This is a genomic window from Secundilactobacillus muriivasis (assembly GCF_054785195.1).
The window spans coordinates 30,667-43,304 of record NZ_BAABMI010000006.1 but is presented as its reverse complement, the minus strand read 5'-3'; the positions used below and the strand labels follow the sequence as shown (position 1 = coordinate 43,304).

Annotated in this window: 9 protein-coding genes; 8 read left to right on the top strand and 1 reads right to left on the bottom strand. The window is 47.0% G+C overall.

Translation table 11 applies throughout. The features are described from left to right. Window positions 1–61: 61 nt before the first annotated feature. Window positions 62–1,570: a xylulokinase gene (xylB, locus tag ACYVR3_RS01120; RefSeq protein ID WP_461242775.1), complete on the top strand. Its 1,509-nt coding sequence runs from the start codon at window positions 62–64 to the stop codon at window positions 1,568–1,570. Window positions 1,571–2,064: 494 nt separating this feature from the next. Here xylB and ACYVR3_RS01115 read toward each other — a convergent pair whose 3' ends face one another. Further along, the gene (locus ACYVR3_RS01115) at window positions 2,065–2,256 is read right to left on the bottom strand and encodes a hypothetical protein (protein WP_461242774.1); all 192 of its coding nucleotides are present in this window, start codon (window positions 2,254–2,256) and stop codon (window positions 2,065–2,067) included. A gap of 426 nt (window positions 2,257–2,682) precedes the next feature. Between ACYVR3_RS01115 and secA2 the strand changes: the two genes are divergently transcribed. From secA2 to ACYVR3_RS01080, 7 genes are read left to right on the top strand one after another with little or no spacing between them, the layout of a single operon-like run. After that, complete coding sequence (secA2, locus tag ACYVR3_RS01110; RefSeq protein WP_461242773.1) at window positions 2,683–5,091, top strand: accessory Sec system translocase SecA2; 2,409 nt, start codon at window positions 2,683–2,685, stop codon at window positions 5,089–5,091. A 28-nt stretch (window positions 5,092–5,119) separates the two neighbouring features. Further along, a complete protein-coding gene (locus tag ACYVR3_RS01105; protein WP_461242772.1) occupies window positions 5,120–6,340 on the top strand; it encodes an accessory Sec system protein translocase subunit SecY2 in 1,221 nt (406 codons plus the stop codon). A 19-nt stretch (window positions 6,341–6,359) separates the two neighbouring features. Beyond that, window positions 6,360–7,952, top strand: a complete 1,593-nt coding sequence (asp1, locus tag ACYVR3_RS01100) for an accessory Sec system protein Asp1 (protein ID WP_461242771.1) — start codon at window positions 6,360–6,362, stop codon at window positions 7,950–7,952. Beyond that, window positions 7,939–9,498, top strand: coding sequence for an accessory Sec system protein Asp2 (gene asp2 / locus ACYVR3_RS01095; RefSeq protein WP_461242770.1), 1,560 nt, complete (start codon window positions 7,939–7,941; stop codon window positions 9,496–9,498). The genes asp1 and asp2 overlap by 14 nt, the downstream gene beginning before the upstream one ends. 19 nt (window positions 9,499–9,517) lie before the next feature. After that, window positions 9,518–10,285 (top strand): accessory Sec system protein Asp3, encoded by a 768-nt coding sequence (gene asp3, locus ACYVR3_RS01090; RefSeq protein ID WP_461242769.1) that lies wholly within the window; start codon window positions 9,518–9,520, stop codon window positions 10,283–10,285. Between the two features lie 14 nt (window positions 10,286–10,299). After that, entirely contained in the window at window positions 10,300–11,736 is a 1,437-nt protein-coding gene (locus ACYVR3_RS01085) for a glycosyltransferase (protein ID WP_461242768.1), read from the top strand. After that, window positions 11,726–12,574, top strand: coding sequence for a hypothetical protein (locus tag ACYVR3_RS01080; RefSeq protein WP_461242767.1), 849 nt, complete (start codon window positions 11,726–11,728; stop codon window positions 12,572–12,574). The genes ACYVR3_RS01085 and ACYVR3_RS01080 overlap by 11 nt, the downstream gene beginning before the upstream one ends. Window positions 12,575–12,638: the final 64 nt, after the last annotated feature.

Below are 12,638 nucleotides of genomic sequence, written 5' to 3'. Positions count from 1 at the left end.
CAACCACCAACTCAAAGAACACGTCACTTAATCAAAACCACAACCAAAAAGGAGTATCAACATGAACGAATACGTATTAGGCGTTGACCTCGGTACCAGTGCCGTTAAAGTCTCAGCCATGAACCGTGATGGTGAAATCGTTGCGCAACAAAGTTACGATTATCCATTGATCCAATCTCGCCCAGGTTACAGTGAACAAAACCCAGAAGACTGGGTCTCAGGCACAACGGTTGCGATTGTTCGTTTAATTTTGAACGACCACATCAAGCCAGCAGAAATTGCCGGAATCAGCTTCTCAGGTCAAATGCACGGGTTAGTTTTATTGGACGAAAACAACCAAGTATTACGCCCAGCTATCTTGTGGAACGATACTCGGACCACGAAACAGTGTGAAGAAATCACCGCTAAGTTAGGCGATGAATTTATCGACATCACCAAGAACAAACCACTTGAAGGCTTTACGTTACCTAAGATGCTTTGGGTTAAGGAAAACGAACCTAGCATCTGGGCTAAGGCCAAGACCTTCTTGCTGCCAAAAGACTACGTTCGTTACCGGATGACTGGTCAATTGGGCATGGACTACTCTGATGCTACTGGGACTGTTTTACTGGACGTTAAGGCTGGCCAATGGAGCCAAGCTATCTGTGACGCCTTCGACATTCCAATGAGCATGTGCCCACCATTGATGCGCTCAATTGATTCTGCCGGCAAGATTTCCGACAGTTACGCCATCTTCTCTGGTTTGGACACCCACACCGAAGTCTTCGGTGGGGCTGCTGATAACGCCGCTGGGGCAGTTGGCGCTGGTATTTTATCACCTAACATGGTCCTTTCAAGTATCGGGACATCAGGGGTTGTGTTGAAGTACGAGGAAGACCCAACTGTTGATTACCATGGCGTTCTTCAATTTGAAGATCACGCTATTCCAGATTCTTACTACTCTATGGGTGTGACGTTGGCTGCCGGGTACTCATTGAACTGGTTCAAGCGGACGTTTGCGCAAGACACGTCATTTAACGACATGGTTGCCAGTGCTGGCAAGTCAACTGTCGGTGCAAATGGCTTGCTGTACACGCCATACATCGTTGGTGAACGGGCCCCTTACGCGGATGCTGATATCCGTGGGAGCTTCACCGGTGTTGATGGGACTCACCAAAAGTCTGACTTCGTTCGGGCCGTCTTGGAAGGCATCATCTTCTCATTCCGTGACATCATGGACATCTACGACGAACACAACGGTGACTTCGACACGGTCGTTGCCATCGGTGGTGGCGCCAAGAGTGAACTTTGGCTTCAAATCCAAGCCGACATCTTCAACAAGAAGGTTGTCAGCTTGACTAACGAACAGGGACCAGGCATGGGCGCTGCTATGATGGCCGCCGTTGGTTTGGGCTGGTTCAAAGACTTCCAAGAATGTGCCGAAAAATTCGTGCACTTCGGCAAAGCTTACTTGCCAAACCCTGAAAACGCCAAGAAGTATGAACAACTCCACAAGATTTACGCTCAAGTTTACGAGCAAACCAAAGGTATCAGCGAACAACTGTTAGACTACCGTCGCGCAAACGACTAGTTAACAGCCTTTCGATAAACATTCAAACTTGCAATATAAAAAGAAACGAACTCGTCTTGGGAATGGCGAGTTCGTTTCTTTTTATTGCTGTCGATTGTGTCCGGCGTAAGTGTTGAGTGCGATTGGGGTGTTGGCTGTTTGTCGTCGCTTCGCTCGCCAAAGCCGCATTGAAAAGCGCTCATTCAGGCTACGAAATTCGGCGCCACTTAAACTGTTATTTCTAGGGCTCCTGACATTGCAGAAACTTGCCAGCCACGCGCTTTCTGGTCACCACGCCGAATGACCAGATAGGCTTCCAGACTTTGTCGGGTCGTGCTGCGCGAGACTGAGAGCTGCATGTAAGGGGCTTCGATAAAACCGCCAGACCCGGGCGCTTTCACCGAAGCCCCTTACATTACGCGCTCAACCCGTCTCGCTCCGCACACTTACGCTGGACACAAACGACAGTATAAAAATGAGTTCGACAAAGACCGAGCTCGTTGAAAAAGATGCAGTTACAGCAGTGTAATCAAACCAATGACAATCCCGCCGATGGCGACGATTGCCATGATGATGCCGATGGTGAGTTGAACGAATTGGAAGCGACCGTTACTTTGGCGGTCAGGATCGTGAACGAATTTTTTTTCAGATTTAAAGCGGTCATCGATATCTTTACTGAGTAGTTTTTTATTATCGGGTTTATTCATAGTGGCTAATACACGGCTTTCTTTGGAAAGAATCAGGCATTCCAGTTGTCACCACTATTTTACCATGGATGGGTGATGAAAATGCAGTGAAGTTAATGTCGTTAATTGATGCATGATGAGCAGGTTGATTTAATTTAGAAAGCTTGTTATATCAAGAACTAGAACGCTTACCGAAACGGTGAATTACACCTTGTCTATTTATGCTAAGTATAATATAGTTAAAACTAGAAGGTCGGCTAACTTATCTGAATTGGACTTGAAAATCAAAGATACCAATTCGGCATTTGTTGGGACGACGAACACGATGCATTGCGTAACCATAACGGTTGCTCAACGACAGTAAGCGCAAAGTATGCCACTGGGGTTCGGTTGATGGGGTCAACGATTTTTAACCCAACTAGTGACTGTTGATGAGGGGGAAGCGACATGGCAATCAAATGGCGGTGGAAACGACCAATTTTGAAACGGTACGAACGTTTGGCGCGCCATATTGTGGCGTTACAACCCAAGTATCACGCTATGAGTGACGCAGAACTAAAGGCGCAAACAACTGAATTTAAACAACGATTAGCTTCGGGAACGGCGTTAGACGCCTTGTTACCGGAGGCTTTTGCCGTGGTTAGAGAAGCGGATCGGCGCGTCTTAGGGCTTGAACCCTACCTTAATCAGGTTACCGGGGCGATTGTGCTCTACTACGGCGACATCGCTGAAATGAAGACTGGGGAAGGAAAAAGTCTGACGGCCACGATGCCGCTGTATTTAAATGGTTTAACGGGACCCGGTAACTATCTGATCACTGCTAACGCCTACTTGGCGAATCGGGACGCGGAAGAAATCGGGCCGGTTTACGAATGGCTTGGTCTGACTGTTTCCGCTGGTGCAGCGGACGAAAAAGTTGATGACTTAGACACGAGCGAACTGGATAAGAAGGGAATCTATAGCGCCGACGTGGTGTATACGACCCACAGTGCTTTGGGCTTCGACTATTTGATGGATAACTTGGCTTCTAGCGAAGATGATCAGTTTATTCAACGGTTTCACTATGCGCTGGTTGACGAAATCGATGCGGTATTGCTGGATATGGCCCAGATTCCGTTGGTGATTTCTGGTGCGCCTCGGGTGCAATCGAACTACTATGAGTCGGTTGATAAACTCGTTAAATTACTAGAGGTTGGTGACGACCTTGATATCGAAATGAGTGACGATACCCAGAACGCTTGGTTTACTGAACGCGGCATCCATACGATTGAAACCTATTTTGGTATTAGTGGCTTACTGTCACCAAAATGGGCTGAGCTGTACCGGCATTTGGTCTTGTCGATGCGGGCTAATTACCTGATGTATCAGGGGCGTGACTACGTGTGTGAAGACGGCGAGATAACGTTGATCGACCGGGAAAATGGTCGGAAATTGCCAGGGATGAAGCTGCATGCCGGATTACACCAAGCGATTGAAGCTAAGGAAGGCGTCACAATTACCTCTGAATCACGGGCAATGGCGTCGATCACGTACCAAAACCTGTTCCGAATGTTTCACAAGTTATCCGGCATGACCGGGACGGCAAAGACGGACGTACGTGAATTCCGGGAAACGTATAACTTAGATGTCATTCAAGTACCAACGCATAAACCGGTTATTCGAAAGGATCATCCGGATCAACTTTATATCACAAATGAGGAAAAGATTTACGCCTCACTGGCCAAAATCAAGGAGGCCTATGCAATTCACCGGCCTGTGTTGATCGAAACTGGCTCAGTCTCGATGTCGGAGTTATACTCCTATATTCTATTGAAGGAAGGTATTCCGCACAGTTTGCTGAACGCGCGAAGTGTCGGTAAGGAAGCGGATATCATCGCTGAAGCAGGTCAGCCTGGTTCGATTACGGTCGCAACTTCGATGGCAGGTCGGGGAACCGACATCAAACTTGGTAAGGGTGTTCCAGAAATGGGCGGTCTGCTAGTTGTTGGGACCGAACCGATGGATAGTCAACGAATCGACCAGCAATTGAAGGGCCGGGCAGGGCGTCAAGGTGCGCCTGGTGAAAGTCACTTCTACGTGTCACTGGAAGACAAAGTGGTTCTTGAAAACGGTCCAGCTTGGGTCAAACGCGCCCGGGTCAAATACGAGCAGCAGGTGGCGACTGGTAAACGACCAGAAGGACAACCCTTGACAAAAAAACGGTTCAAAAACCTCGTCAGAGATGTGCAATCGATTGCTGCTAACGGTCAGCGGGGTGCACGGTCACAGACACTCCAATTTGACGAAATTTTCCGGTTGCAACGAGAAACGATTTATCAATTTCGAAACAAAGTCATGGATCAAGCTGACGTGGATGGCCTCGTTGCAAAACTCTGTGACCGAGCATTGACGACGTTACTAACACCTAACCGGCAGGATCCGCTGACTTTTGAAGGTATCTTAGATTACTTGTTCAATAATGTTGACTACAACTACGACCGATCAACGCTGTGGGAAAACTGGCAGGCGGGTGGCCCTCAGTTGGCAAGCTACCTGAAAACGGTGGTAGAACAGCGACTGGCACTGCAACAAAAGCGGTTTGGGGCAGCAGATCAATTTTTGTATTTTGAAAAACTATCGATTTTAAAGGCCATCGACCACGTTTGGATCGAACAGGTCGATAACCTACAACAGTTACGTCAAGTGGTCAACAGTCGCGCGCAAGGCTCGCGGAATCCTATCTACGAGTACCAACGCGATGCGCGGTTATCCTTTGAACAAATGACGCATGCGTTTTGGCAAACTGCTTTACGTAACTTAATGTTATCAACGTTTACGATCAATTCAGATGGCACGATGGACGTTGATTTTCCATAAACTGTAACGAGACGGGGATGAGCATGGCATGAACAACAAGCGAGATCTAATTCGGCGCTGTATGTGGAGTATCTTTATCTTATTGATCGTGGAAGTTGGCCGCCAACTGGTCATTCCAGTAGTTGATATTTCGAGCGCCGAAGCGTTACTCCAAAAAAACCGGGCGCTACAGTTCTTCGGGTACGCTACCGGTGGGCAAATGTCGGTGCCGACCCTGTTTTCACTGGGGGTTGCGCCGTACATGACGAGTAAGATCCTCTGGTCGGTGTTTACGATGGTGAATCCGGAGGGGACACGGCATTTGACGGAACGAACGTCAAATGTGATTCAACGGTGCTTGACGCTGGCTTTTGCGTTGGCGCAAGCGCTTCAAATGGCGTTGATGATTCAAAAAACTGTAAAACCCGTTACCATTATTTCCCAATTTGATAGCTTATTGATTTTGGTGTTCACGTTAACAGCGGGGGCGATGCTGGTGGTTTGGCTGTCAGACGTCAACACGGGACGTGGTATTGGTGGTGCGGTGTTACTAATCGTGCCAACTGTTGTTCAAAATTTACCAAATATGTTGGAAAACGGTCCTAATAGTAACGACCACTTCATCTTTACGCCGAAGAGTACGGCAACGCTGATTGCTTCGGTGATCATCTTCTTGATCGTGGCGATTTTTATTTATCAAGCAGAGCTTCGAATCGAAGTTGAACGAACTAGTATCATTAACTCTTATGGCAAGTCGTACATCCCAGTTCGGCTATTACCAGGTGGGGCGATGCCGTTCATGTTTTCAATTTCACTATTTGTGTTGCCAACTTATCTGCGGCATGAAGGAATTGGGAGTTATGCAGTGACGAACTTTATTATTAATCAACTTTTCAGCTATCATACTTACTACGGCATCGCAATGTACAGTCTCGTGGTTTGCATACTAGGATATGGGTTCGGGTTTGTTAATTTCCAACCTAGTGAAACAGCTAGGCACCTTAAGGAGAGTGGCGACTACATTTACAACGTTATCCCGGGGCGTGAGACGGAAAAATACCTGACGCATAAGCTCTTAATCATGATCTTTGCCGGCAACTGTTTCTTAGTAGCAGTCACGGCGATTCCACTGATTATTGGACTGTATGTACCGGGTTATGGGAACTTAGCTTTCTTCTTTAGTGGCCTATTCATTCTAGTCACGATTTTGGATAATTTATTTGATCAGATTCGTGCCCTGTACTTTAAGGGGCAGTACGATTTAATTTGATGAACGGGAGGGACGTTGCATGATTGATTTAATTACGCCGTGGAAAAGCTTAACGTCGGCGTTTGAAGACGATATCTCAGCCAACGTTGCTAGTATGTTGAAACGGACGAAGCAACCGTATACGTTGGTGACCCTCCAATTAATGCCGCACTTGCGCCACCAGTTAGAGCAGATCAATCAACTTGAGATGCCGTGGTGGAACGTCTACGATGCAATCGCCGATATCCCGATTCAAGATGGGATCCCGTTAGCGGTAGAGGATCTCGATTGGCCTGAAAATGCTGAATTTGTGCCGGGAACGGGTGCTGTATTAGTTTACGTTCAAGGGGTGCGCTATGCGAAATGCACGTATACACCAGATGATTACCTGGATCAGGTTACCCGGTATGATTCACAGGGCCAGCCAACCCAGATCGATCAGTTTGATGATCGAGGCTTTCTGAGCTGGCGGCGTGATTTACAGCCAACTGGTGAGGTGCAGACGCTGTTTAACGCCTTTGGCGACGTTGTGTTAACGAAGACGGATGCGGATGGCATTACGGTTGCACCTGGCCAACAGCGCCGGTTTCAGCATGCTCATTATGATGCATTTCAACCGTTACTCGATGAATTTACCGCTAAACGAGCACACCAACAGGCCGAAACGTTCACGATTTTAGTTTACCGAGCAGGATTTAACTATCCTAGTACGCAGGTTCTGGCGCTAACGCCTTACGATATTTTAGTGGGAAGCGGTGAATCACGGGTGACGTACACTGACGATGTTTTGCACCGGATGACGTCGGTAGCCCACGCCGTAATTGCCACGGATATGGGTGCCAGTCGAGCAGTCCAACGGGCATTAGCTGATTGGGCACTGTTACTGGAAAAGCCGTTGCGTTTACTCTCACCATATAGCAGTCGATTAGCGTTAGGCCACAGTAATGAACTGTCACAACTGGTCATTTATTGGCGGGCAACCGATCTTGTCGATGCGGCTCAGGAAGTTGTTACCCGGCAAATTTTGACTGAAATGCTGTCAAACGATGCGGTTGTTCTTTTGGCAAGCACTGATGATAATGGCACAACCATTAATGCTGTTGTTCAACGATTCGTTGACGACACGTTTAACGTTGCTGAAGACCACGCAGCGATTGAAACTGTGTTAGGGTATTTGGACGCTAAGGATCAACAGACGTTAACACGTGAACAGGCAGATGAACTAGATGAATTAAAGAAAACTGAAAACTGGGATCAAGTGACAACGGCGGCCAAGTTTCTTCGCCGAATTCACTTACGAGGAATTGACGACCACAAGACGATGTGGGCGGCACTTGACGAAGCCCGGTTGTTACTTGATTTAAGCCCTCAAATTGATCCGTTTATTCAACTTGCGGCCATCAGTACTGGGGTACCACAGTTAGTCAGGGCAAAAACGGAGTACGTGACGACTGGTAAAAACGGACTCGTGATCCATGATTTGAACGAAGTTGGCTGGGGATTAGCCTACTTTTTGGACGGCCTTCGCCGCTGGAATGAATCTCTGGTTTACAGCGTTGCCAAAATGGAACGTTTCTCAGATGAACGGTTAATTGAACGATGGCAGGAGGTCATGACGGATGCGGACAATTAAAGTGGTTCAAATTGGTGGTCTTCGCTGTGATTTATCCGATACTTTGGCACCAGAGTTTAAGTATTACTGGATTGCTAATGACCGAGTGGTTGATGCGGATAACAAGTTAGCGCCATTTGAAGATGGTCGGTTAAAGCCGGGATTTAGAACGGCAATTTTTCTGATTGCACCGGGATCACGATTGTTGGACGATACCGAATTAGTCGCACAGTTACCCGCGTATCAAGTTATTTATGATGAACACCTCGTTTTAGCACCAGACATTGAAGCGTTGTTAGATGTAAAAGCGGCTCAGGCGATGGCCTTGTTGCAGCCAGAAACGGTTGCTCACGCGATTAACGATGACTACTTCGGTGGCCAAACCGGTTACAAGTTGAACTTTGACGAAGTTCGAATTACGCCTAACTTTACCGGGCAAGTCCGGCAAGAGGGACATAATCGAATGCTCTACACCGGCAGTTTTGGGCAACAGCCCCAACAATTATTAAATTGGCGTCAGCGGGGCTTCGTGATGACCGATTACCAAGTGACGGTACTACCGGAAGCGGCGGTGTTGAGCGGTGATGTGACGATTAGTTTTAAGTTTTACCTTGTTGATCGAGATACGAATCAGGTTAATAAAGTCATTGAAAAGACCTTCGATGATCTTCAAGAACCATTTCAGTTACCCCAATCTGATAAAGTTCAGTTCGTGTATGTCACAGTTTGGGCACAGGGAACGGGACAAATCAGTATCGGTAATTGCCATTTTCGACGATCACGTCGGCAACGGGGGGAATTAATGCCCGGTGGGGTTCGGGTCGTTGATCAAGCTAAGATGCGTACGGAGCTACTGGTGTACTTTAATCCCGGTGATATGAAGCCACCATTGAACATTTACTTTTCCGGGTACCGAACCGCTGAAGGGTTTGAAGGGGCCTTCATGATGCAAGGCTTAGGAAGTCCGTTCTTGCTCATTGGCGATCCGCGACTTGAAGGGGGCGGCTTCTACATGGGAAGCGCTCAGCTTGAAGCAGACTTAGTTAAAACAATCGATGGGTACTTAGATCAATTAGGGTTTACGCACGATCAATTGATTCTATCAGGCCTTTCCATGGGGACTTACGGCGCACTTTACTACGCCGCGAAGCTCAAACCGTATGCAGTGATCGTTGGTAAACCATTAGTTGATCTGGGAACAATGGCCGAAAACGAACGCATTAACCGGCCAGGCGGGTTCCCAACCTCACTGGATAACCTATTGTGGCATACGGGTCGGGCAGATAGTCGGGGTGTGACGGAGCTCAACCGCCACTTTTGGGCGCAGTTTAATACGGGTGATTTTGAAAATACCACCTTTGCTATCAGTTATATGAAGGAAGACGATTACGACCAAACTGCCTTTCAAGAGTTATTTAGAACGTTAAAACACCGATTCCCGAACGTTAAATTGTTATATAAAGGATTAACCGGGCGGCATAACGATGATACGAACGGCATTGTGACTTGGTTCTTAGATCAGTATCACAACTTATTGCATACGGGGTTTGGCCGACAAGTAGATTAATCAAAAGGAGGATGGGTGCATGGAAACAGTCAGTGTCTTTAAATGGCCACGCGAACTGCGACAAACGTATAACTACGGCGCTCAGGTCAGTTTTGAAGCTGATGAGACAGTCAGCTATTCGTGTCCGATGATGCCACCTGGGACGGCCATCCGAACTTGGTCATCACGTGGTTCGGGTGACGCTTACCTTATGGCGTCGCCGCAATTGCCATTATTATTACACCAGCGCACGTACTACTTTGCGATGACCTGCGAAGCTTTTCCAGCCAAATCAGTCTACGCACAGTTGAGCACGTTTGATCAGCAGGGTGAAACGATTGATCAGGTGACGTTTCAAGAATTATCAGGGACGTTTAGCTTACCTGATGAGGTTGCCAGTTATGAACTGAGTTTGATGAACACTAATCATCACCGATTAACGTTTCATCAGATGGTGTTGATGCCGGCTGAACTGAGTCAACGCATCAGTTGGATGGGAAATGTGATTGGCGTGGCTGCAGCGGCATTTGATACGCCTCAGCTTGACGTGATCGTGGCTTGTCGCAACACGGCCAATCGAAACTACCCGGTTAATACGAAGGGCGCTACGGTTATTGGCGCGTACACGCGAGCGACTTTTCAGGACCCGACTCAGTTAACGATTGCCCTAAATGATTTGACCAGCCGGGTGTGGGAAATGCAACACCGATTATCCGAGGGAACCACTATCCGTATTCGGCGTTGGGGACAAGTTCCCAAAACTGCCACGCAACAATTAGTGGAGTTACTCCACCCAACAAATGTATAAGGGAGACGAGCAACGTGAACTTTTTTCTAAATCGTGCCATGGGTATCGGTAATTCCGGTGTCGAGCACGCCCAATTTTATCGAGCGAACCGGTTTGATCAGGCCCAACTACCGTACCGTTTTGTCTTTACAGAATTGATTCCAGAACTTCATGAAGCAATGGCAAAATGGCAATTAACGGCGCAACAAGTGATTAATATGTGGGAGTACTTCGTCTTTGGTGGCGACTACCTCACAACTGGAAAAAACCCAACTGGGACAACTCGGAAATCAACGGTGATTGACAGTACGAATACGCATCGTAAACGGGAATTAGTCACTTCAGCCGGGATGCGGATTGTGGATCATTTAGTTAAATACCCAGCGGCGGATCGAAAGATGTTGTTAGTCGGTACCGCTCGAGTTGAACTATTAGACGATACAACTGGTGAACGCCGAGTGATGTATGATGTCTACCAAGATGAGCATCAGAATCATCGAATCCGCAACATTCACTTGTTTAACGAACAAGGGGCTCACCGATTCTTTCGCAATGAAGTCCTGCTGCAGCGTTACTTTTTGAACGTCCTTGATCAGGCATTTGGCGGTCACAGTAACTTCATTATTGACCGGGATGAAAATACGGAAGCAGCGTTGTTCAATCATCAGCCAACGGGCAGTCATTTGATTGAAATGATCCATGCTGATCATCTATCTGACCGAAATGACCCGAAACATCCGTTGTGGAATAACTATTACGAGTATCTATTGACTCACCTAAACCGGGTTGATCGAGTGGTGGTTGCAACGGAACTGCAACGCCAAGATCTCTTGGTTGATTTTCCGGATGACACTGAAAAGTTCGTGACGATTCCCGTTGGTGGCATCCGGGATGAAGTAGCTGAGCACGCGACTGCAACGCTTGGCAAGCCGCTTAAGTTGGTGTCAATGTCGCGACTGGCTGCTGAAAAGCACTTGGATCTAGCAATTAAAGCCGTTGCACAAGTGCACGATGCTGGGACGCCAGTTGAACTTGATATTTATGGTCAAGGTGGCGAGTTAAATAAACTTACACAGGTAATTAAAGACTGTCATGCTAGTGAATATATTCGGATGATGGGTCATACCAATGAGTCGGCCAAAATTTACCCGAGGTACGATGCGTTTATTTCAGCCTCCTATTCAGAAGGGTTCGGGTTGACCTATATTGAAGCGCTGAATGCCATGTTACCGGTAATTACGTTTGCGGCGCGCTTTGGTGCGTTAGAACTGATTCAAGATGGCAAGAACGGATTCTTACAGCCATTTAAACGGGATGATAATGACGGGAACGTTGCCCAATTAGTGACGGGCATCAACCGATTGTTAGCAGCTGATTATTCGGCGCTCCACGCCGAAACCCGAGCCTCAATTCAAAATTATCGTGATCACGTCATTGCCGATCAGTGGAAGGAGCTTATGCATGCTTTATGAACTAACGAATATTATCCGACCAGAGACTGATAATTGGCAGCAACAACGTGCCCGGTTACAACAAACTAATGGTCAGGTGCTGACATTGGCACCCAACCCAGGCTTTAGTGGCTTGCTATCACGAGAAGGTACGCAGGGACACAACTTGATTGACTGGGTAACACAACGTGTTTATTATCCTGGCAACTATTTGTATTTTAACCAAATTCCAACCGTAACGGATGCTGAAATTTTTATGAACCAAGATCGGTCAATTTCACTGATCAGTGAAGGTGACGTTATCGGTGAAGTTGAACTTTACGCCAATACTCGGCGTGCGGTGAAAAGCGTGACCTATCTGAATGAAGATGGTGGCCGTGACTTTATTGAAGAGTATACCTTTGACGGCGAGCTATTTAGTCGAATCTTTTACGACCGGAATGCGGTTCAAGAGATTTGTTTCTATGATAATCAACAACGCCCAGTTATTCGGTATTACTACTATGAGCGACAATTAAATTTGGTGACGATTGAAAATCCTGAAACACGTGAAGTGATAACCCAGTACGATACGCAACTTCAGTTTATGAGGGCCCAACTTGCGCAGCGGTTAACGCCGGATGATCAGGTTAATATTAGTTATCTTGGTCTGGAACTTAGTGTGTTAGCTGAAACGACCTCACAAAATACACTTTACCTTGAAGAGGCACCTTTAAATGAAGCCGGTCAGGTGAAGGGCAATTTACGTGCGATTTTAACGAATGAAGTCAAGTACGTCCAACATGTCGTTGCTAGTGAAGACGCCGCAACTGTTTTAAAGACTGCTAACTGCCCAATTGATAAGCTAATTATTAAATAGTGAATAAAAAAGTTGATTATCCAGTTAATAATTCTTGTAATTTAAATGACTTTCTCATCGCAGT

Bases quoted from the DNA above. Each gene is read 5' to 3' on its own strand.
- ACYVR3_RS01105 (WP_461242772.1), top strand. From the start codon at position 5,120: ATGAACAACAAGCGAGATCTAATTCGGCGCTGTATGTGGAGTATCTTT.
- ACYVR3_RS01115 (WP_461242774.1), bottom strand. From the start codon at position 2,256: ATGAATAAACCCGATAATAAAAAACTACTCAGTAAAGATATCGATGAC.
- ACYVR3_RS01080 (WP_461242767.1), top strand. From the start codon at position 11,726: ATGCTTTATGAACTAACGAATATTATCCGACCAGAGACTGATAATTGG.
- secA2 (WP_461242773.1), top strand. From the start codon at position 2,683: ATGGCAATCAAATGGCGGTGGAAACGACCAATTTTGAAACGGTACGAA.
- asp2 (WP_461242770.1), top strand. From the start codon at position 7,939: ATGCGGACAATTAAAGTGGTTCAAATTGGTGGTCTTCGCTGTGATTTA.
- xylB (WP_461242775.1), top strand. From the start codon at position 62: ATGAACGAATACGTATTAGGCGTTGACCTCGGTACCAGTGCCGTTAAA.
- asp1 (WP_461242771.1), top strand. From the start codon at position 6,360: ATGATTGATTTAATTACGCCGTGGAAAAGCTTAACGTCGGCGTTTGAA.
- asp3 (WP_461242769.1), top strand. From the start codon at position 9,518: ATGGAAACAGTCAGTGTCTTTAAATGGCCACGCGAACTGCGACAAACG.